Here is a 19,571-nt window from a genome sequence, read left to right on the forward strand (position 1 = left end):
GACGGGGAGACGGCGGGGGCGCTACACCCGGTAGTAGCGGTTGGCGCGCTTCTCGGCCTCTTCCATGGCCTCCTGCGGCGTCGCCTGGCCGGTGACGGCGCGGGCGTACATGTCGACCAGCACGTAGTCCGCCATGGTGGCGGCCGACGCGTAGCCGAGCGGCCCGGCATAGCCGTTCGGGCGCAACGTCTCGGACGCCTTGGAATAGGCGGTCGCGACGGGATCCTCCGTCCAGACCGGATTGTCGGCGAATGCCTTCAGCGTCTGGCAGCAATAGCCGAGCGAGCCCTTGATCCAGTCGTTCATCTGCTCGGCCTCGAACATGAACTGCAGGTAGGCCTTCGCCGCGTTCGGATAGGGTGTGTAGTTGAAGATGACGGCGACTGTCGTCTGGTGCAGTTCTACCGACTGGCCGACCGGGCCGATCGGCAGGTTGGTGGTGCGGATGTCCTTGGCGATCTCGGCGAGCTTGGGGTCGTTGTCCTTGTTGATCTGCGCGGTGCGGTAGGCCGAGATGCCGTTGGCGATGACGCCGAGTTCGCCGGCCAGGAAGGCGCGGTTGTTGTTGACGTCGAGCCAGCTCTCGGTGCCGGGGATGAAGGTCTTGTAGAGCTCCATCGCATATTCGATGGACTTCATCGTCTCCGGGCTGTTGATGACGACCTTGCCGCCCTCGTCGACCATCTTGCCGCCATGGCTCCACAGCAGCCAGTGCGCGTAGTTGTTGCCGTCGCCGACGCCGTGGCCATGGGTGAAGCCGGCCGGGTGGCCGATCTTCTGCAGCGCCTTGCAGAGCTCCAGGAAGCCCGCGGTATCCTTGGGGAATTCGGAGAAGCCGGCTTCCTTGACCCAACTGTCGCGGTAGACGATGGCGTTGCCGATTGCGGCGAGCGGCAGGCCGATGAACTTGCCGTCGCGGGTGGCGTAGCCCTTCGGGCCATCGTACCAGCCACCATACTTGCCGCCGAGATATTCGCCGAGGTCGGAGACGTCGAGCAGCTTGTCCGGGTACTGGTGCGCGTCGTCGAACCAGACGAGCATGAGGTCGGGGCCGGAGCCGACATTGGCGGCCACCGCCGCCTTCGGACGGATGTCCTCCCAGCTTTCCTTGTCGACGCGGACTTCGACGCCGGTGGCTTCGGTGAAGCGCTTGGTGTTGGCGAGCCAGGCGTCCTCGTCGCCCTGCACGAAGGGCGACCAGCGCAGCATGCGCAGCGTCGCGCCGGGCTCGGGCGTATAGGTGGGCGCGCTCTGCGCGAAGGCCGGGGTGCTGCCCAGCAGGCGGCTGCCCACGACGCCGGCGGCGGCCCCGGCGGTGGTGCGGATAACGTCACGTCTGGTGAATTTCATCGTCACTTCCTCCTTGGTGAGACTTGCCTGGTCGCTGCGTCGTCCGGTTTGGCGGCCCTGGCCCCGACTTTCACAGGGTCATGCCGCGAGCCGCTTTCCGGTTTCTCCGTTGAAGAGGTGGATATGGTCGGGGTCGGCGGCCAGCCTGACCGTCTGGCCCGGCTCGAAGGCGTGCCGCTCGCGGAAGTTGGCGACGATCTCCTCGCCGCCCGGCGTGCGGCCGATGATCTGCAGTTCCGACCCGGTCGGCTCGACGACGACGATCTCGACGGGGAAGCCGTCGTCGGACAGCCGGAGATGCTCGGGCCTGGCGCCGAGCACCACGGGCGTGCCGCGCGGCGCACCGGCGGCGCCGTTCAGCGCCAGCGAAACGCCGCCCTTGCCCTGGAAGGCGAGGGGACCTTCGCCGGCCATCGCGCCATGCAGGAAGTTCATCGCCGGCGAGCCGATGAAGCTCGCGACGAACAGGTTGTCGGGGCGGTCGTAGAGCTCGAGCGGGCGACCGATCTGCTCGACGATGCCGTCATGCATGACGACGATCTTGTCGGCCATTGTCATCGCCTCGATCTGGTCGTGCGTGACGTAGATGGTGGTGGTCCTGAGGCGCTGGTGCAGTTCCTTGATCTCGGCGCGCATGGCGACGCGCAGCTTGGCGTCGAGGTTGCTGAGCGGCTCGTCGAAGAGGAACACCTGCGGGTCGCGCACGATGGCGCGTCCCATGGCGACACGCTGGCGCTGGCCGCCGGAGAGCTGGCGCGGGTAGCGCTCGAGCAGTGGCACGAGGCCGAGGATTTCGGCGGCGCGAGCGACCCTGGCATCGATCTCGGATTTCGGCGCGTTCTTCAACATCAGCGAGAAGGCCATGTTCTCGCCGACCGTCATGTGCGGATAGAGCGCGTAGTTCTGGAACACCATCGCGATGTCGCGCTCCTTGGGCGCGACGCGGTTGACCACGCGCTCGCCGATGGCGATCTCGCCACGCGAAATGCCCTCCAGGCCGGCGATCATCCTGAGCAGGGTCGACTTGCCGCAACCGGACGGGCCGACCAGCGTGACGAACTCGCCATCGGCGATGTCGATGCTCACGCCATGCAGGATTTCAGTTGTTCCAAAAGACTTGTAGACGTCGCGAATTCCGACAGACGCCATCGTTCCTCCCGAACGCTTGCTTCTGCGACGCCCTCCGATGGAACGCGCCGATTATCTTGCCGACGAATGCCTGGACGCACCCCCGGGCTGACGATGGTAGCGCTACCGAGCCGGCTCTGTAAAGTCATCCTATCGTCCAATATGGAGCAGACATGAGGCGCGGCAACGAATGGCCCGATATGAGGGCGGCGGTCACGCCACCGGTTGCATGTCGGCGATGACGGTAGGCAGCAGTTCCGACACCGTGGGATGGATCGGCACCGTGCGCTGCAGCGCCGTATAGGGCGCACCGGCATACATCAGGTCGAGCATGCCGTGCACCACCTCGTCGCCGCTCGCGCCGAGCAACGCCGCGCCGAGCAGTTCCTTGGTGTCAGCGTCCGCAATGACCTTCAGGAAGCCTTTCGTCTCGCCGCGCTCGACGGCGCGGCCGACCTTGGTCATCGGCCTCGTTCCGACGAGGATGTTCCGCCCCGACTTTCTCGCTTCCGCCTCGGTCATTCCGGCGCGACCGAGCGGCGGGTCAATGTAGAGTGCGTAGGCGGTCTTGCGGTCGCCGAGCCGGCGGCTCTCGCCGTCGAGCAGGTTCGCCGCGACGATCTCGAAATCGTTGTAGGCGGTGTGGGTGAAGGCGCCGCGGCCGTTGCAGTCGCCGAGCGCATGGATATGCGGCTGGCTGGTGCGCAGTTCGTCGTCGACCGTGATGTAGCCGCGCTCGTCGGTCCTCACGCCGGCCCTGTCGAGCCCGAGGTCGCTGGTGTTGGGGACGCGGCCGATGGCGAGCAGCACATGCGTGCCGACGACGGAGCGGTCGCCGGAATCGCAATCGACGCCGACCGACACGCCCGTCCCCTGCGGGGCGAAGGAAATGCATTCGGCCTTCAGGCGGAAGGCGACGCCTTCCTCTTCGAGGATCTCCCTGATGGCGTCGGAGACGTCGGGATCCTCGCGGGCGACGAGGCGCGGCCCCTTTTCGACGACGGTGACGCGGCTGCCGAAACGGCGGAACATCTGCGCGAATTCGAGCCCGATATAGCTGCCGCCGACGACGACGAGATGATCGGGTAGGAAGTCCACATCCATCATGGTCGAATTGGTAAGGTAGCTGACCGTGTCGATGCCCGGCATCGCCGGCACGTTGGCGCGCCCGCCGACATTGATGAAGATGCGGTCAGCCGAGATGATCTCGCCGTTGACGCTGACTTCGTGCGGCGAGGCGAAGGCGGCGTGGCCGTGAAAGACCGTGCACCCCTCCATGCCGCCGAGCCAATCCTCGATGCCGGCTCGGGAATCGAGGATCACCTTGTCCTTGCGGGCCGCCACGGCCTTCATGTCGGCGACGGGTGGACCGCCGGTCGAGAAGCCGTACTCGGCAGCACGCCGCGCCATCTGCATGGCATATGCGCTGGCAACCATCGTCTTGGTCGGCTTGCAGCCAGTGTTGACGCAGGTGCCGCCGAAGAGCTTTCGTTCGATGACGGCGACTGACTGGCCGGCCGCCGTCAGCCGACCGGCGAGCGACGGCCCGGCCTGGCCCGCCCCGATGACGATGGCGTCGAACTTTCTCGTCATGCGGCGGCCGAGACAATTCCGAATGCGAGCAGGATGGCGACCACGTCCTCGATCAGGGCCGCCGGCAGGTCGCGGCCAAATGCGCGGGCGAGGCGGGCGCGGACTTCCGCGCCGCCATAGGTGCCGATGACGGCGCCGACGAGGCCGGCGACAAGGCCGGGAACCAGCGCTCCGCCGGCCGTTCCGATGACCGCGCCCGCGAAGCCGCCCGCGACGAACCGCGCGACGAACTGCTGCGGCACCTTGCGGCTCGGCGTCGATGGAAGCTGGTCGCTGACCAGTTCGGCAAGTGCCAGGACGGAAAAGATCGCGACGGCGATCCAGTGGCCCATGAAACCGGCCCAGGTGCCCGACAGCGGCAGCCAGCCGAGGTAGGCGCCCCAGGCGACCGCGGCGGGCGCGGTCATGGCGCGAAGACCGGCGACCACGCCGATCAGCAAAGCAAGCAGATAAAGCATGGATCCCCTCGATGCATTGCGTGGGCGCGCTCCTATCCGGCAGAGAAGGGCTCATGCCGGCCGGCCGCTTGACGCAACGGTAGCCGAGGACGGAGGCAGGCGCCAGCGGGATCGAGCTACGGATGAAGGGGCGACAGATGTGAGCAAAAAATCACACGCTATGATTGTATTTGTGAAAAAAAATCTCTATAGTTGCAGATATGATCGAACTGCGGGGCCGGCATAGCCGGGGGAGTTTGGGGCATGAGATCACTCAAGGTCGTCATCCTGTGCGCCGGTATCCTGTCGGCGTGCCTCACCCATCAGGTCTTCGCACAAGTTCCTCCCCATGCCCCGGGCACTATCTGCTTCACGCCGAACTTCTGGTGCTGGGCGGAGTGGCCGGGGCCGCCGGGCGCACCCTGCGGGTGTCCCGGCCCGTACGGCTACGTTCCCGGAACGCTGGGCTGAAACAATGGTCCAGATTCCTGGAAGCATGAACGTCAAGGAACTCTACGGCGAAGCGACCGGGCTGCTTAGCCGCTGGCCGGGTGGCAACCTTCCGAACCATGGTCCGCTCGACAACGCAAGGAACGCGGCCGACGCAAAGGGCATCGCCAACCTGGGCGTCAGCGATCCTGAAACAATCGCGCTTCGCCAAGAGGTGGAGCAGGCCTGGCTATGGGAGTGCGCGGTGAACCGCAGCGGGCCACGAAAGATGACCTATGCCTGTGTCGCCGTCTCATTGCTGATCATGTTCGTGGTTGGTTCGCTATACGTCTTCTACAACCAGGGAGCGGCTCTTCTCGCGGAAATGCAGACCTTGTCCGCAAAGCAGCCCGACCGGCGCTTCGGCCAGCTCGAGCGCCAGCTGCTGGTTGCCCGTTCCGACCTGTTCGAGGCGGCCGAGGGGGCGGCTGACTGCCCTGAAGGAACACATCCTTGCCCCCAAAGCACCGAAAATGCGATCGACGAACTTGCGCAGGAGGCGTCCTATGCCCTGCTGCATGAACTGCGCGACCTGAATCTTTCGTTGAGTTCCCTCGAAGCCAGAAAAAACGACTTCCAGAAATTGGCGACATCACCGGTGCCCGGCCTCGGCAGGCTGTGGAACTGGGCAAGCGACCTTTGGCACCGCGCAATATCCAGCGAGGCCGAGGCAGCCGGCGACAGCGGTCAGGGCGCGGCGGGTGCTGTGATATCCGGGCCGAACGACAAATTGTCGACCACGTTCACCACCAACCATTTCTGTGCACGTCAAGACAGCGGGCCCGGGTCGTCGGCTCAAGCCGTGGAGTTCGACCGGTATCCGATCGTCCTCGGCATGGACATGAAAGAAATCGTAAGGCAGGCCTGCGACTACTCCCTGCGCTACACGTCGATGACGGTGCCGTCAGTCAATCTGTGGGCGCTGCAGGTGAAAGGCATCATTGCGCCCTACGCGGCATGGATACTGCCGGCCCTGTTCGCTTGCCTGGGCGCCATGATCTACTTCCTCAGGCTCCTCGTCGATCCAACCCAGCCGAGCCCGCGAGTCAATCGCTTGGTACACCGGATGGCGCTCGCCGCTCTCGCTGGCGTGATCGCAGGATGGTTCTGGGAACCTGCCTTCGGCAGCAATTCGGAATTCCAGGCGGCGGGGCTGGGATTGTTCACCTTTGCGTTCGTCATTGGCTTCAGCATAGAGATATTCTTCTCGTTGCTCGACCGCTTCGTGGAGCTTTCCAGCTCAGCGATCTCGCGTCTCGGCAACTGATGCCCTGCTAACCGCCCGCGACCGGGGTCCAGATGACGTCGTCGATGCGCGTGGCGCCTGTCGCCAGCATGGCCAAGCGATCGAAGCCGAGCGCCGCGCCGGAAGCTTCCGGCATGATATCGAGCGCGGCGAGGAAGTCCTCGTCGATGGGATAGCGCTCGCCGTAGACCTTCTCCTTTTCGTCCATGTCGGCCTCGAAGCGGCGACGCTGTTCTTGCGCGTCGGTCAGTTCGCCGAAGGCGTTGGCGAGCTCGACGCCGCAGCAATAGAGCTCGAAGCGCTCGGCGACCCGGCCGTCGCGCGGGCTCGGGCGGGCCAGCGCCGCTTCCGGGATCGGATATTCGCACAGGATGGTCGCCCGGCCGACGCCGAGACCCGGCTCGATGCGCTCGACCATGACGCGGCTGAAGAGATCGGTCCAAGTGTCGTCCGGCGCGGTGCGCATGCCGGCGCCGGCGACGGCGGCATGGAGCATGTCGCGGTCGGTCGCGCCATCCGTTCCGACCGTGGCGAGAAGATCGATGCCGGCATGGCGGACGAAGGCCTCGGCGACGGTCAGGCGTTCGGGCTCGGCGAAGGGATCGGCCTCGCGGCCGCGAAAGGCGAACCGTTTCGCACAGGCCGTCGCGGCGGCGAGCGCAAGCAGTGCCGCGCAGTCCTCCATCAGTCTGCGATAGGTCTCGCCGGCGCGGTACCATTCGAGCATGGTGAATTCGGGGTGGTGCAGCGGCCCGCGCTCGCGGTTGCGCCAGACCGGGCCGAAGCTGAATATCCGCTCCTCGCCCGCCGCGAGCAGCTTCTTGCAGGCGAATTCCGGCGAGGTGTGGAGATAGAGCGGCGCGCGCGTCGCGTCGGGCAGGATCGCCTCGGTGGCGAAGGCCGACAGATGCGTCTCGTTGCCGGGCGAGACCTGCAGCGCCGCGGTCTGGACCTCGACGAAGTCGCGCTTGCCGAACCAGTCGCGTATCGCGGCCGCGATGGCGTTGCGCGCAATCAGGCGGGGGCGGCGGTCAGCGTGGCGGTGGGGCGTCCACCAGGGCGAGGGAGTCGTCATGATCTGTCCCGGTTCCTGCGCGCCGGTGGCGCTTTCGCGCTCCCTTAGCCCCTCCCTGCGGGAAGGGCGAGGGGGGCAGCGGCGGCGCGCAGGGCTGGCGGCGGCGCAAAAGATAGGGTAAGCGGCGTCCGAAGGCTCGTCCGAGCCACCAAAAAACACGAAAAACCGTTCGTTTCAGGAAAGTCCGCCAGTGAAGGTCATCGCCAGTTCGCTCCGCAAGGGCAATGTCGTCGACAAGGACGGCAAGCTCTACGTCATCCTGTTCGCCGAAAACATCCACCCCGGCAAGGGCACGCCGGTCACGCAACTCGACATGCGACGCATCTCGGACGGCGTGAAGGTGTCCGAGCGCTACCGCACGACCGAGCAGGTAGAAAAGGCGCATGTCGAGGACCGCGAGCACACGTTCCTCTACGCCGACGGCGAGGGGTTCCACTTCATGAACCCCGAGACCTACGACCAGATCGCCGTGGCCGAGGACGTGGTCGGCGACGCAGCGCCCTACCTGCAGGAGGGCATGAGCGTGTCGCTGTCGGTGCATGAGGGCGTCGGCATCGCCATCGTGCTGCCGCAGCGCGCCACCTTCGAGGTGGTGGAGACGGAGCCGGTGACCAAGGGCCAGACCGCGTCGTCGTCCTACAAGCCGGCCATCCTGTCGAACGGCGTCAAGACCACCGTTCCGCCGCACATCGTGACCGGCACGCGCATCGTCGTCATGACGGCCGACGGCAGCTACGTCGAACGCGCCAAGGACTGAGCCGGCGACGCCGGCAAGACAATCATGAAGGCTGCACCGCGAACGATCTGAATGTCCCCCGCGCAGGATGCGGGGAGAGGGCGCGGGACCCAAGGGTCCCGGCGTTCAGCCGGCCTGCGCGCGCGCAGGCCCCGAGCAAACCATTCAGAGACTTCCGATGCAAAACTTCTTCGAAAGCCCGTTCAAGGGCATCACGCTGGACAAGCAGGCCACCAACCCGAACATCGTCGTCGGGCGCTACAGCTACTATTCCGGCTACTATCACGGGCATGGCTTCGACGACTGCGCCCGCTATCTCATCCCTGACGAAGGCGCTGACCGCCTGGTTATCGGCAGCTTCTGCTCGATCGGTTCGGGCGCGGCCTTCATCATGGCCGGGAACCAGGGCCACCGGAACGACTGGGCGAGCACGTTTCCCTTCTACTGGATGCCGGAAGTGCCGGCTTTCGCGGGAGCCGAAAACGGCTACCGGCCGGCCGGTGACACAGTGATCGGCAACGACGTGTGGATCGGCTCTGAGGCGATCGTCATGCCGGGCATCAGGATCGGCGATGGCGCCGTGATCGGCACGCGGGCGCTGGTCACGCGCGACGTCGAGCCCTACGCCATTGTGGGCGGAAACCCGAGCAAGCTCATCCGCAAACGTTTCGATGACCGGCAGATCGGCCTGCTCGTCGAGATGAAGTGGTGGGACTGGCCGGACGAACTTCTGGCCGGCGCGATGGCGCTGCTCACCAGCGTCGACATCGACGGCCTTCATGCCTACTGGACCAGGACGGTCCGTCGGGCCTGACCCGCGGCGCCCGCCCGCCAGACCGGCGGGCGGCGCCGTCAGTCGCGGGCAAGCGCGGCGGCAGCCTCGACGCGCTCGATGTCGGGCGCAAAGGCGATGGCGGAGCGCGCCCGGGCCAGCGCGCCGCGGGCGTGGCCGACAGCGTTTTCCCGGTAGCGCTCCTGGCCCTCGAAGGCGGCGAGCGCGGCCAGCGACTTCTGCAGCCGGATCTGCACCTCCGGGATCGCCGCGCCGTCGCGCGCGATCGGCAGGAAGATGTCGTCGAAGAGGTCGGCGAGCCTCAGCGTCGGCACGTGGACATGCGCGAACTCGACCTCGGTCTCGGCAGCGTCGGCCCAGACGCCGAGGACACGCACCGCGCGTCCCAGCACGTCGATCGCCGTGCCGGGATCGTTCACCGCCGGCGACAGCGCGCGCGATGCGATCTCGGCCATCACGCAGAGGCCGAAGCGCGGGTCCTGGTCGAAGGAGCGCTCGTCGCCGACCGAGAACGCGTCGCGGACCGCGGCGTCGATGTCGTCCTCGCTGTCGCCGACGAAGAAGGCGACCGGGCGGCCGCGATGGACGAAGGTTCCTGGCAGGGCGGCGACGAAGATAGACGCCTCGTTGCGTTCGGCGAACCTGTCGAGCGCGCCGACGTCGATGTGCTGAACGTAGCCGATCAGGTCGGGATAGACGGCACGCGCGCCGGCGGGCATCGGCTCCTCGGGCAGCAGCGGAACGCCGCCGAGATTGGGCGTGCGCCGGCGGGCCTTCATCGCGTCCATGGCGACCCGTTCTACCTCCTCGGTCGTCTCGCCTACCCTGCCGAGGCGCAGCAGGTAGTCGATCCAGCGCAGCAGGGTGCCGACGATGAGGACGACGACCAGCACGGTGGTGACGAACAGCACGACGCGGCCACGCTCGCCATAGGCGCCGGTCGACAGCGTGATGATGGCGACGAGGCTGAACAGGAAGGAGCCGACGAAGGTCGCCAGCGTGTTCTGGGTGGTGGTGTCCTCGATCAGCAGCTTGGTGGCGCGCGGGGTGACGTTGCTGGTCGCCGCCGAATAGGCCGAGACCATGGTGGACAGCGAGAAGGTTGTGACGGCCAGCATGCTGGTCGCCAAGATGTTGAGGATGCGGTCGACGGAGTCGGCGCCGCTGCCGGCCGAGATGCCTTCCGGCAGGAAGGGCGAGACCAGCAGTGACAGCAGCGCGGCGGCGACCGCGAGAAGCGAGATCAGAGTCGCCCGGAACCAGAGCCTGCGGGTCATCAGACCGAGCAGCCATCGCCATCGTGATGTCATGCGCCATGCTCCTCCGCGACCCTTTATGCAGGCAGCGGCCGACCGGCGCAACGGCGGGAGGTGCTAGGCGGCCCTCCGCCCGGCGGCGAGTTGCTTGCGCGACCATTTGAGGAAGGCGGCGACCCGCGAACGGTTGGCGGCCGGCTTGCGCGCGACCATCCAGATGTCGCTCGCCGGCATGCCGGGGTAATCGAGCGGCACCAGGCGGGCGTCGCGCTCGGCCATGATGGTGGGCGCTATGGCGATGCCGGCGCCGCCCGCGGCGAGATCGATCATCGCCAGCGGACTGCTGGCCGAAATCGCCACGTCGCCGCCCTGCCGTGCGAGCCAGCGGAACGCCTCGACCTCGGCCAGCGACCCGGAGGCGCGGATGGTCGAATGTCCCGAAAGGTCGACGCAGCCCGGCTGCCACGGCGAGCGGGCGAGGTAGGCGGGCGCGGCGTAGAACCGCCAATCGAGGCGGCCGATGCGGCTGCCCACCATGTCGGGCGGCGCCGATTCGAGCGGCGTCACCAGAACGTCGAAGGCGTCGTCGGGAAGCGCGAACAGGTCATGGTGGACGGCGACGTCGACGCTCCCTCCGCCGGCGGCGGTCCAGCGCGGCAGCATCGGCACCAGATAGGCGTTGGCGATGGCTTCGCAGGTCGCCAACCGGACCGGACGGCCGACCTCGTCCAGCCGGTCCCGCGCGGCGTCGAAGGCGCGTGCCATCTGCTCCGCCGCGGCCACCAGCGCCTGGCCAAGCTCGCTTGCGACCAGCCTGCCGTCGCCGCGCAGAAACACCTGTCCGTCAGCCTGCCGCTCGATCGACTGAAGACGCCGCGAGACGGTCGACTGGCTGACGGCAAGGTCCCGAGCCGCGCCCGAGAGCGTTCCGGTGCGCGCAATCGCCAGGATCGTCTGGAGGTCGCCCCAGTCGGAGATCATCGTCCCATCCGGATTTGCATGGCGGTCCGCAAATTCGTGGATTGTCCCCGACCTGTCAACCGAACGAGAAGGGCCGCGCAACTGGAGCGAACGCAATGACATTCGAACTTGGCGCCTACCTCAACCGCCTGGGCCTGACCGGCGCGGACCCCACCAGTGACCGGCTCGACGACCTTCTTAAGGCGCAGATGAGCGCCATCCCTTTCGAGAACGTCGACCCGTTCCTCGGCAGCATGCCGGACCTTGACCATGACGCGATCTGGCGCAAGCTGGTCGTGGAAAGGCGCGGCGGCTACTGCCTGGAACTCAACACGCTGCTCGGGAACGCGCTCGACGCGCTCGGAGTGGCGAAGCGGGCGGTTCTCGGGCGGGTGCGCATGGGCGCGCCGGTCGGCGGTCCGCGCAGCCACCTGGCCTGGATCGTCACGGCCGGAGGACGGGACGTGCTGATGGACGCGGGCTTCGGCGGACCGGGCGCCCACGGCGTCGTCCCGCTGAACCCGGATGTGCCGCATCGCGTCGGTGCGCGAACCTTCCGCATCCGCGGCGACGATGCGACGGGCGAACTGGTACTCGAGCGCCAGGAGAGCGATGGCTGGCTGTCCCTGTACGGTTTCGACGGCGCACCGGTGACCGACGCCGACATCGAGGCCTCGAACGTAGTGTGCTCGCGGTGGCACAAGTCGCCGTTCCCGTCGCACCTGATGCTCAATCTGCACCGAGCCGGCGGGCGGGTGTCGCTGTTCGACAGGCAGGTATCGGTCGAAACGCCGAACGGAACCAAAAAATGGACGGTCGAATCGCTGAATGCGCTGCGCGACTGCCTTGGCGACCTGTTCAGGCTGGACCTTGACGAGGCCGTGCTTGCCCCGACATGGAGCAAGCTCAACGCCATCGGCATGGCCACCATGCGCGACCATGCCGACGGCGCGTTGGCCTCCTAGAACAGGCCTTCGATCTGGCCCTGTTCGTTGAGGTAGATCTTCTCGGAGGACGGGACCTTGGGCAGGCCCGGCATCGTCATGATCTCGCCGCAGATGACGACGACGAAGCCGGCGCCAGCCGACAGCCTGACCTCGCGCACCGGCACCGTGTGGCCGGTCGGCGCGCCGCGCAGGTTCGGGTCGGTCGAGAAGGAATACTGCGTCTTGGCCATGCAGACCGGCAGGTTGCCGTAGCCGGCCTGTTCCCAGGCGTGCAGCTGGTCGCGCACCGACTTGTCGGCGATCGCCTCCGAGCCGCGGTAGATGCGCTTGACGACGGTGTTGATCTTCTCGAACAGCGGCATGTCGTCGGGATAGAGCGGCGAGAACTGCGACGCGCCGGATTCGGCCAGTTCCACCACCTTGCGGGCAAGATCCTCGATGCCGGCCGAGCCCTGGGCCCAGTGCTTGCAGAGGATCGCCTCGGCGCCCTGTTCCTTGACAAAGTCCTTCATCGCCTGGATCTCGGCGTCGGTGTCGGTGGTGAAGTGGTTCATGGCCACGACCACCGGCACGCCAAACTGCTTCACGTTCTCGATGTGGCGGCCGAGATTGGCGCAGCCCTTCTTGACGGCCTCGACATTCTCGGTGCCGAGGTCTTCCTTCTTGACGCCGCCGTTCATCTTCATGGCGCGCACGGTGGCGACGATGACCGCCGCCGCCGGCTTCAGGCCGGCCTTGCGGCACTTGATGTCGAAGAACTTCTCCGCGCCGAGATCCGCGCCGAAGCCCGCCTCGGTGACGACGTAGTCGGCGAGCTTGAGCGCGGTGGTCGTGGCGACCACCGAGTTGCAGCCATGCGCGATGTTGGCGAACGGCCCGCCATGCACAAAGGCGGGGTTGTTCTCCAGCGTCTGCACGAGGTTGGGCTGCATGGCGTCCTTGAGCACGACGGCCATGGCGCCGTCGGCCTTGAGGTCGCGGGCGTAGACCGGGCTCTTGTCGCGGCGGTAGGCCACGATGATGTCGCCGATGCGCTTCTGCAGGTCCTTGAGATCAGTGGCGAGGCAAAGGATGGCCATGACCTCGGAAGCCACCGTGATGTCAAATCCCGCCTCGCGCGGAAACCCGTTGGCGACGCCGCCGAGCGAACAGTTGATCTGGCGCAGCGCCCGGTCGTTCATGTCCATCACCCGGCGCCAGGCGACGCGGCGGGTATCGATGCCGAGTTCGTTGCCCCAGTAGATGTGGTTGTCGATCAAGGCCGCGAGCAGGTTGTGCGCGGTGGTGATGGCGTGGAAGTCGCCGGTGAAGTGGAGGTTCATGTCCTCCATGGGCACAACCTGAGCATAGCCGCCGCCGGCGGCGCCGCCCTTGACGCCGAAGTTCGGCCCGAGCGACGCCTCGCGGATGCAGACGATCGCCTTCTTGCCGATGCGGTTGAGACCGTCGCCGAGGCCGACCGTGGTGGTCGTCTTGCCTTCGCCGGCAGGCGTCGGGTTGATGGCGGTGACGAGTATCAGCTTGCCGTCCTTGCCGCCCTTTCTGGAAGCGATGAACTCGGCCGAGATCTTCGCCTTGTCGTGGCCGTAGGGTAGCAGGTGCTCGGCGGGGATCCCGAGCTTCTCGCCGACCTCCATGATCGGCTTCTTCTTGGCCGCGCGGGCGATTTCGATGTCGGACTTCACTTCGGCCATGATGGCGTTCCCTCGAATTTGTCGTTGAGTGGCGGCTTCCTGGTGGCGCGGCGGCGGGTCAAGCCGCACACGAAAACACGCCGCGATCTAAGCTTTCCGCGGCGCATTCGTCAACCAGCATGCAAAATTGTTTCCCTGTAAGAAACTATCCCGATGGACGGAAGCAGTGCCCGTCCTGCGAGCGAATAGAGCCCGAGGCCGGTGCGGAGCGCCGTCTCAAAACAGCCGTGCAATGAACGGAAAGCGACAAGGAACAGGCGCCCCATCGAATGCATCCTCGCAAATGCAATCATGAGTTGAGCATGCATCCTGCCTTTGATCGTCGCACTGCCTGGCAGCCCCGAACCTACCTGTCCAGCACCGACCGGAGTTCGATGAGGTTCGAGCGCACGCGCAGCACGTAAAAGCCCATCGTGGCGAGGTGGGTCGGCATGATCCAGCCGGCTTCCTTGCCGTTCGAGATGATGAACGGGGTTATGTTGAGCGCTGCGCGCAGCTGCTGCTCGGTGCGGTCCCACAGCGGCACCAGCCCGCGCGACTTGATGACGTCGTCGAAGTCGGCACGGGTCGCGTGGATGATGCCGTAGTAGGCGTAGAGCTGGCCATAGGCGAACCAGAAGCGGTCGTCGGCGCGGGTGTCGAACCAGCCCGAATTGTAGGTCTCCGACCTGACGCGCAGCATGTCGGAGGTGGAGCCGATGTCGTTCGCGATGCGGTCGAGGAAGGTGACGAGGTTGTCGGCGCGCGCGTCGAATGTGGCGTTGCAGGCCGCCAGCCTTTCGTTGAATGCCTGCAGGTCCCTGATCGCGGCGCGGTAGAAGCTCGGCGTTGGCGTCTTCGGGCCGAACGGATTGATGCCGAAGTACCAGGTTTCCTCGTCGAAGGTGACGGCGCCGCGGGCGTCCTGCAGGTTCTGGTCGATCTGCGACGTCCCGCGCACGCGGCCGAGCGTGTCGACCAGCTCGATCGCGGTCCGACGCACTGCCTGGTTGATGCCGAGCTGGAACGCTGCCTTGTTGTCGAAGAACGGCGTGTGGCGCCAGGGAACGCCGAACAGGCCGGCTTTCGACAGGATCATCGACGGCACCCAGGCATTCTCGTTGACATTGAAGTCGATGAGGTCGGCGGTGACGTCGACTATGGCCGAGCGGCCGCAGGATTTTGGCGTGGTCGCGCCCTCGGCTGCCTGGATTTCCTCGCCGGCCGACACGTTGCGCTTCTCGAAGTTGTAGCGCGCGACATAGTCAGGGTCGAAGCCGGTCCAGCGCTGGGTCGACCAGAAGAAGTAGGCATAGAGGCAGGCAAGCGCCAGAACGGCGGCGCCGAGCACCGTCTTCAGGATCCAGCCGCGGTGCGTGTACCACCGGCCGAGCCACATGAACGGCCACAGGATGACGCCGATGACGAGGCCTATGCCGCGTCCGATCCACTGGAAGATGCGGGTGAAGAAGTTCACGATCGGATCGAGCATGCGGCTTTTCCCTGGTTGCCCGCTTGTCCGGGCGGGCTAGTCAAGCAACCCGTAGAGGTGGGCGCGATAACCCGCCTTGTCCTTCAGATATGTGGTTTTCAGCGTATCGACAACATGGGCGCGCCAGGGTTCGGACCAATCCTCGTAGTCCTTGTAGAAACCCTGCTTGTTGAAGATGTAGCGCGACACGAAGTCGGACGGCACGAAATCCGAGATCAGCCGGTTGGTCAGCCAGGCGTCGGGATGGTCGGGCTTGGCGCGCACGACGAGGAAGCGGTGCAACGGGAACACCTCCTCGAGCCTGAGTTGGCCGTACTGGGCGATTTCGCGCTTTGCGGCGTTGAGGAAGGGGAACGTGCCTTCGCTGGCGATCAGCCCGGCATTGGCGTGTATCCAGGTCTGCAGCCAGACCTTGTCGACCCGAGTGAGATCGCGATTCGGCTCGCTGTCGCGGATGAGGCTCCGGATCACCATCTCGGCGCGATGTTCGAGATAGCCCGACGTCTCCAGCCACGAGGCGCGCGGCAGCTCGATGCGACCGGTCGAGGCGAGGAAGCGAAAGACGCGGTCGGCGTCGCGGATCGACAGGTAGCTGACCTGCCATGGCCGCGAGCGGCGGAAGCCCGGCGCCGACGGGTCGGAGATCACCGTTGTCATGTCCGGGTCGACGAACACGTAGAGGCCGCCGAAATGGCTGGTCCAGAAGGCGTTGTGGCGGAAGATCACCTGGTCGGGGACCAGCGCGTTCTCGCGGATGTCGCCGGTGACCTTCGCGAGCTCGACCATGCGGTTGAGCATGCGGTCGTCGCGCCAGGCGTCGGGCTCCTGCTTCAGACGGTCGACGAGGCGGCCGAGCTCGGCCGCCTTGCCGAGCACGTCCTCCGCCGAGAGAACGCGGAACTCGACCTGGCTGATGGAGAGCAGGTCCTCGATGTCCTCGACCTTGGAGACGGAATCCTCGATCTCGCCGTAGATGACGTCCTTGATCGTCAGCGCGTCGATGGCGCGCTGGTTCTTCGTCATGAACTCGTAGACGAGCTGCGAGGTGTTGGAGAAGGCGGTGTGGACGACCGGGAGGTCGATCTGCGACGGCGTCAGGATGATGAAACGGCGATTGACCTCGTTGGGATCGAGATACTGGTAGTCGCCGAGCTCCTCGGCCACCTGCGGGGAGAAGCCGGTGCGGTCGATCTCGAAGGATTTCAGCGCCGTGGGCTTGAGGCCGAAGGCGACGAGCGCCTTGTTGTAGCGCTCGATCAGATGCGGCTCCTCGATCGGCAGCAGGCGGCCGTAGATCAGCTCGTTGTCGCGCAGGAGGTTCATCAGGCCTTCCAAAGCCCTTTCGCCTTCAGTTCTTCCATCTCGCGGGCGGCGCGTTCGCGCAGGCGCTGGTCGCGGAGCAGCTTTTCCACCGCGGCGTCGTCGGCGCGGTCGGAGTAGCGGAATTCTGAGTCGGCGTAGCGGTTGATCTCCTGCATCACCATCGCCATGTCGAAGGGTCCGCGCAGCTCCTCGACCATCGCCTTCTTCTCGTCGTAGCCCTTGTGCATGAAGGTCTCTGGCTTTTCGAACCAGTCGTCGGGAAGCTCGATGTCCATGGCGCGCATCTTGATAGCGTCGGTGACGTTCTTGATGGCGCGGCCGGTGAAGCGCGGCTCCGCCTCCTTGATCATATGCAGGTATGTGCCGACGTCGGCCAGGGTCTTCGGCTGGCCGTTTTCCTTCATGAAGCGCTCGTAGACGTTCATCAGGCCGTCTTCATGTGGCTTCGCATGGCTTTCATAGGCGGTGTCGACGGCACGCTGGATCTCCTGCGCGGCGTAGAGCTGGTGATCGCCGAGCTCGATCCGGTGGTTCTTGCCGGCGAGCAGCACGAAGATGTCGATGTAGTCGTCGCGCGTCTGCGGGCCGTCGACCAGCCAGCGGGCGCCGGCACGCTGCCGCAGCGCATCGTCGACGTTTTCCGGATAGTTGGAGAACATGCCGAAGGTGGAATTGCCGCGGATGACGGTCATTGCGCCGGAGAAGGCGCTCATCAGCACGCCGGTGATCTCGTGCTGGCCGGCCGAGGCGCGGTCGTCCGAGCGTTTCGCCGCCACCTGGTCGATGTCGTCGATGGTGCCGAAGCCGATGGCGCGCGGGTTCAGCACGTTGTCGATGAAGGCGCGGCAGTTCTGGCCCGACTTGCCCTGGTAGGACGAGATCTGGTCGACGCCGAAATTCTCGTAGTGGAAGGGATAGCCCGCCACCTGGCAGTAGCCGTTGACCAGCCCGGCGATCATCTGGATCAGCGTCGTCTTGCCGGTGCCGGGCGCGCCGTCGCCGATGAAGGTGAACAGGAAGCCGCCAAGCTCGACGAAGGGGTTCATCTGGCGGTCGAAGTCGTAGGCCATCAGCATCTTGGCGAGCTTGACCGACTGGTATTTGGCGATGTGGTTGCCGACGACCTCTTCCGGCTTCTTGAAGGTCATCTCCAGCGGTTTCGAGCGCTTGCCCGGCGCGACGTCGAAGCCGTCGAGCGTGAAGTCGTCGGCATCGATGCGGATATGCGCATCCTCGAAGGCGCCCAGACCGTCGAAGCGGCCTTTTCGCGCGAGCAGGCCATCGACCGCGACGCGGGCGAAGGTGCGGGCGCGCAGCGCAAGCTCGGTATCGGCCTTGGCGCCTGACAGCGCGCCGTCCAGGCCGGCGACCATCGATTTCAACGCGTCCTGCGGCGTATCGAACAGGAAGTCGGGTTCCCTGACGTCGTTGGGCGCCTCGCCGTCATCGTCGATCAACTGGAGCAGATAGGAGGCGAAAGCGAAGGCCGAGACATAGGCCGATGCCGACAGCAGCTTGCGGAAGCGGGCCGCGTCGTCGCCATCGAGGGGCGCGCGGGCGTTCTTCGCCTGCAGGCTCTCCAGTTCGCCGGCGCGCGCAAAGACGTCGGAGACGGCAAGCGCGATGGCGATGCCGCGCCGCGCCCGATAGAGCAGCGTGTGCTGCGGGATCGTCATGAGCTGGTCGTCGGGTCGGACCGCGGCGACGGTCTTCGCCAGCTCGACCTCGCGCGTCCTGCGGACAGAGCCGGTCGAAACGGTCGAGACGAAGCGGCGCCCGGTGCCGGCAAGCGGCGTCGCGGACTGGCCGGAGGTATCCTCCAGAACGACGACGCGCGTGATCATCGACTGCGCGGTGCCGCGATGCTTCTCGATGTCGGCTTCGGGGATGGTGGTCAGGCCGGTGTCCATTGTTCCTCACACATCCGAGATCACCTGTCCCTTCGACAGGATATGCACCTTGTAGCCGGAAAAGATCTTCTGCGCCTCGCCCGCCGCGTAGAGCGCCTGGTAGGCCTCGTGCGGGATCAGCGCGTGCTTCTCGTAGCTCGAGACGCCCTGGCGCGCGGCCTCGAGGTCGTCGGTGTCGATGTAGAACTCCTCCGCCGGCTGCTCGCTGGAGAACAGGCCCTTGCGGCCGGGCTTTTCGGCCTTGGAGTAGACCTCCTGCACCGTCCAGGTGAGCAGCCAGGCGCTCTCCGCCTTGCGCACCTTGGACAAGACGTCGGAGACGACCGAATTGTGCTCGGTGATGCCGGCCGAGTAGAAGGGGCCGAGCACCACGCGCCTCAGCTGCTTGGGATGGAGCGTCGCGAAATCCTTGTCGAGATTGCCGGCGATCGTCGCCGGCGACAGCGTGTAGGCCGAGTTCTTCTCGGTGAAATCGTCGAAGCGATGGGCAAGCTCGGGATTGAGCAGGCCCTCGACGGGCAGGGGAATCTCGACCTTCTCGTTGAGCTTGCCGTTGCGATCGACGAGCTGGCTGACCATCGCCTCGGACGAATCCTCGACGGTGACCATGTAGATCAGCGGCAGGTTGGCGGTGCCGTCGAAGCTTGCCCAGTGCACCAGGTAGAAGGGCCTGCCGGTCTTCGGGTTGACGGAGACCCGGACGGTCTGCGCCAAAGTGAAGGGGCCAAAGATGTCGCCGTCCTTGACGTCCTCCAGATAGAGGCGCTCGGCCATCGACTTCTGCAGGGCGGCGGGAAAGTCCTTGTGGCGCAGGATGAAGTCCGCCATCTCGGCGCGCAGTTCGTCGGCTGCGGGAATACCGGCCAGCCGCTGCTCGGCCTGCCGGCGGTCGTTCTCGAGTTCGAGCAGGTTCTGGAAGACGGGAAACCCGCTCTCGGCCCTCGATATGCGGAACGAGTCGACGAAACCCAGCCGGTTTCGCCAGCAGGAGAAGGACGTTTCCAGCCGCACGATGTATTCGGCCACCACCTTGGCGACGATGCCGTGTCGGTAGAGCGGCGAGCGATCGTCGCGCATGAAGATTTCGAGGCCGCGAAGCGCCGCGGAGATCGCCGAGAAGTAGAGCGACGCGGCGTCGGTGTCGTTGGCCATGCGAGTTATCT

Annotated in this window: 17 protein-coding genes; 5 read left to right on the forward strand and 12 right to left on the reverse strand. The window is 65.9% G+C overall.

Annotation, left to right across the window (positions count from 1 at the left end; translation table 11 throughout):
• Positions 1-21: 21 nt before the first annotated feature.
• The 4 genes from ABUE31_RS00995 to ABUE31_RS01010 form a co-directional block, all read right to left on the reverse strand.
• Positions 22-1,350: an ABC transporter substrate-binding protein gene (locus ABUE31_RS00995; protein WP_367721607.1), complete on the reverse strand. Its 1,329-nt coding sequence runs from the start codon at positions 1,348-1,350 to the stop codon at positions 22-24.
• A gap of 78 nt (positions 1,351-1,428) precedes the next feature.
• Positions 1,429-2,499 (reverse strand): ABC transporter ATP-binding protein, encoded by a 1,071-nt coding sequence (locus ABUE31_RS01000; RefSeq protein ID WP_367721608.1) that lies wholly within the window; start codon positions 2,497-2,499, stop codon positions 1,429-1,431.
• A 192-nt stretch (positions 2,500-2,691) separates the two neighbouring features.
• Positions 2,692-4,071: an FAD-containing oxidoreductase gene (locus ABUE31_RS01005; RefSeq protein WP_367721609.1), complete on the reverse strand. Its 1,380-nt coding sequence runs from the start codon at positions 4,069-4,071 to the stop codon at positions 2,692-2,694.
• The gene (locus tag ABUE31_RS01010; protein WP_367721610.1) at positions 4,068-4,529 is read right to left on the reverse strand and encodes a DUF4126 domain-containing protein; all 462 of its coding nucleotides are present in this window, start codon (positions 4,527-4,529) and stop codon (positions 4,068-4,070) included. Before ABUE31_RS01010 ends, ABUE31_RS01005 begins: the two co-directional genes overlap by 4 nt.
• Positions 4,530-4,772: 243 nt before the next feature.
• On the opposite strand from ABUE31_RS01010, the gene ABUE31_RS01015 reads away from it, so the two are divergent.
• Both ABUE31_RS01015 and ABUE31_RS01020 read left to right on the forward strand, forming a co-directional pair.
• Positions 4,773-4,979 carry a hypothetical protein gene (locus ABUE31_RS01015; RefSeq protein ID WP_367721611.1) on the forward strand — a complete coding sequence of 69 codons (207 nt, stop codon included), beginning with the start codon at positions 4,773-4,775 and terminating at the stop codon, positions 4,977-4,979.
• A 25-nt stretch (positions 4,980-5,004) separates the two neighbouring features.
• Complete coding sequence (locus tag ABUE31_RS01020) at positions 5,005-6,264, forward strand: hypothetical protein (protein ID WP_367721612.1); 1,260 nt, start codon at positions 5,005-5,007, stop codon at positions 6,262-6,264.
• A 7-nt stretch (positions 6,265-6,271) separates the two neighbouring features.
• Here the strand turns inward: ABUE31_RS01020 and epmA are convergent, their stop codons facing one another.
• Entirely contained in the window at positions 6,272-7,318 is a 1,047-nt protein-coding gene (gene epmA, locus ABUE31_RS01025) for an EF-P lysine aminoacylase EpmA (protein ID WP_367721613.1), read from the reverse strand.
• Between the two features lie 190 nt (positions 7,319-7,508).
• Here epmA and efp point away from each other — a divergent pair, with 190 nt between their 5' ends.
• On the forward strand, positions 7,509-8,075 hold the full coding sequence (gene efp, locus ABUE31_RS01030) for an elongation factor P (RefSeq protein ID WP_367721614.1): 567 nt from the start codon (positions 7,509-7,511) through the stop codon (positions 8,073-8,075).
• A gap of 157 nt (positions 8,076-8,232) precedes the next feature.
• Positions 8,233-8,868 carry a type B chloramphenicol O-acetyltransferase gene (catB, locus tag ABUE31_RS01035; protein ID WP_367721615.1) on the forward strand — a complete coding sequence of 212 codons (636 nt, stop codon included), beginning with the start codon at positions 8,233-8,235 and terminating at the stop codon, positions 8,866-8,868.
• 38 nt (positions 8,869-8,906) lie between these two features.
• Here catB and ABUE31_RS01040 read toward each other — a convergent pair whose 3' ends face one another.
• Together ABUE31_RS01040 and ABUE31_RS01045 are read right to left on the reverse strand one after the other, a co-directional pair.
• The gene (locus ABUE31_RS01040) at positions 8,907-10,157 is read right to left on the reverse strand and encodes a DUF2254 domain-containing protein (RefSeq protein ID WP_367721616.1); all 1,251 of its coding nucleotides are present in this window, start codon (positions 10,155-10,157) and stop codon (positions 8,907-8,909) included.
• A 63-nt stretch (positions 10,158-10,220) separates the two neighbouring features.
• A complete protein-coding gene (locus ABUE31_RS01045; protein WP_367721617.1) occupies positions 10,221-11,084 on the reverse strand; it encodes a LysR family transcriptional regulator in 864 nt (287 codons plus the stop codon).
• 95 nt (positions 11,085-11,179) lie between these two features.
• On the opposite strand from ABUE31_RS01045, the gene ABUE31_RS01050 reads away from it, so the two are divergent.
• Positions 11,180-12,028, forward strand: coding sequence for an arylamine N-acetyltransferase family protein (locus ABUE31_RS01050; RefSeq protein ID WP_367721618.1), 849 nt, complete (start codon positions 11,180-11,182; stop codon positions 12,026-12,028).
• On the opposite strand, the gene ABUE31_RS01055 is transcribed toward ABUE31_RS01050, so the two are convergent.
• From ABUE31_RS01055 to ABUE31_RS01075, 5 genes are all read right to left on the reverse strand, one after another.
• A complete protein-coding gene (locus ABUE31_RS01055; protein WP_367721619.1) occupies positions 12,025-13,704 on the reverse strand; it encodes a formate--tetrahydrofolate ligase in 1,680 nt (559 codons plus the stop codon). The two genes, ABUE31_RS01050 and ABUE31_RS01055, sit on opposite strands and share 4 nt — an antisense overlap.
• Positions 13,705-14,050: 346 nt before the next feature.
• Entirely contained in the window at positions 14,051-15,175 is a 1,125-nt protein-coding gene (locus tag ABUE31_RS01060; protein ID WP_367721620.1) for a DUF2333 family protein, read from the reverse strand.
• A gap of 36 nt (positions 15,176-15,211) precedes the next feature.
• Entirely contained in the window at positions 15,212-16,498 is a 1,287-nt protein-coding gene (locus ABUE31_RS01065) for a DUF6638 family protein (protein ID WP_367721621.1), read from the reverse strand.
• The gene (locus tag ABUE31_RS01070; RefSeq protein ID WP_367721622.1) at positions 16,498-18,408 is read right to left on the reverse strand and encodes an AAA family ATPase; all 1,911 of its coding nucleotides are present in this window, start codon (positions 18,406-18,408) and stop codon (positions 16,498-16,500) included. The genes ABUE31_RS01065 and ABUE31_RS01070 overlap by 1 nt, the downstream gene beginning before the upstream one ends.
• Before the next feature lie 6 nt (positions 18,409-18,414).
• Complete coding sequence (locus ABUE31_RS01075) at positions 18,415-19,560, reverse strand: hypothetical protein (protein WP_367721623.1); 1,146 nt, start codon at positions 19,558-19,560, stop codon at positions 18,415-18,417.
• Between the last annotated feature and the right edge of the window lie 11 nt (positions 19,561-19,571).

It is taken from the genome of Mesorhizobium marinum (assembly GCF_040813675.1).
GTDB classification, from domain to species: Bacteria; Pseudomonadota; Alphaproteobacteria; order Rhizobiales; family Rhizobiaceae; genus Mesorhizobium_K; species Mesorhizobium_K marinum.

Bases quoted from the DNA above. Each gene is read 5' to 3' on its own strand.
- ABUE31_RS00995 (WP_367721607.1), bottom strand. From the start codon at position 1,350: ATGAAATTCACCAGACGTGACGTTATCCGCACCACCGCCGGGGCCGCC.
- ABUE31_RS01000 (WP_367721608.1), bottom strand. From the start codon at position 2,499: ATGGCGTCTGTCGGAATTCGCGACGTCTACAAGTCTTTTGGAACAACT.
- ABUE31_RS01005 (WP_367721609.1), bottom strand. From the start codon at position 4,071: ATGACGAGAAAGTTCGACGCCATCGTCATCGGGGCGGGCCAGGCCGGG.
- ABUE31_RS01010 (WP_367721610.1), bottom strand. From the start codon at position 4,529: ATGCTTTATCTGCTTGCTTTGCTGATCGGCGTGGTCGCCGGTCTTCGC.
- ABUE31_RS01015 (WP_367721611.1), top strand. From the start codon at position 4,773: ATGAGATCACTCAAGGTCGTCATCCTGTGCGCCGGTATCCTGTCGGCG.
- ABUE31_RS01020 (WP_367721612.1), top strand. From the start codon at position 5,005: ATGAACGTCAAGGAACTCTACGGCGAAGCGACCGGGCTGCTTAGCCGC.
- epmA (WP_367721613.1), bottom strand. From the start codon at position 7,318: ATGACGACTCCCTCGCCCTGGTGGACGCCCCACCGCCACGCTGACCGC.
- catB (WP_367721615.1), top strand. From the start codon at position 8,233: ATGCAAAACTTCTTCGAAAGCCCGTTCAAGGGCATCACGCTGGACAAG.
- ABUE31_RS01040 (WP_367721616.1), bottom strand. From the start codon at position 10,157: ATGACATCACGATGGCGATGGCTGCTCGGTCTGATGACCCGCAGGCTC.
- ABUE31_RS01045 (WP_367721617.1), bottom strand. From the start codon at position 11,084: ATGATCTCCGACTGGGGCGACCTCCAGACGATCCTGGCGATTGCGCGC.
- ABUE31_RS01050 (WP_367721618.1), top strand. From the start codon at position 11,180: ATGACATTCGAACTTGGCGCCTACCTCAACCGCCTGGGCCTGACCGGC.
- ABUE31_RS01055 (WP_367721619.1), bottom strand. From the start codon at position 13,704: ATGGCCGAAGTGAAGTCCGACATCGAAATCGCCCGCGCGGCCAAGAAG.
- ABUE31_RS01060 (WP_367721620.1), bottom strand. From the start codon at position 15,175: ATGCTCGATCCGATCGTGAACTTCTTCACCCGCATCTTCCAGTGGATC.
- ABUE31_RS01065 (WP_367721621.1), bottom strand. From the start codon at position 16,498: ATGAACCTCCTGCGCGACAACGAGCTGATCTACGGCCGCCTGCTGCCG.
- ABUE31_RS01070 (WP_367721622.1), bottom strand. From the start codon at position 18,408: ATGGACACCGGCCTGACCACCATCCCCGAAGCCGACATCGAGAAGCAT.
- ABUE31_RS01075 (WP_367721623.1), bottom strand. From the start codon at position 19,560: ATGGCCAACGACACCGACGCCGCGTCGCTCTACTTCTCGGCGATCTCC.